Genomic DNA, 220 nt, shown 5'->3' on the forward strand with positions numbered 1-220 from the left:
TAAGTCGCGCCTAAGGCTTCGGCGGCATCTTCCAGTATTGGGGTGTGGTGTGCTTTACAGAGGGCTGACAGCTTTTCATAATCGGCAGCCTGGCAGTATAAATCCACAATGATCACAGCTTTGGGATTAGGATATTGTTCATAAGCTTTTTCTAAAGCTGCTGGGCTCATATTCCAGGTTTCGGGTTCGCTGTCGATAAAAACAGGCTTTGCGCCCAGGT

At 48.2% G+C, this 220-nt stretch carries 1 protein-coding gene; it reads right to left on the minus strand.

Translation table 11 applies throughout. The features are described 5' to 3' along the window. Positions 1-220: DegT/DnrJ/EryC1/StrS family aminotransferase (locus tag HJY11_RS14210; protein WP_208076529.1), on the minus strand; the 220-nt coding region annotated here is incomplete at both ends.

The sequence above is a fragment of the Bittarella massiliensis (ex Durand et al. 2017) genome (assembly GCF_017566145.1).
Lineage (GTDB): Bacteria > Bacillota > Clostridia > Oscillospirales > Ruminococcaceae > Bittarella > Bittarella massiliensis_A.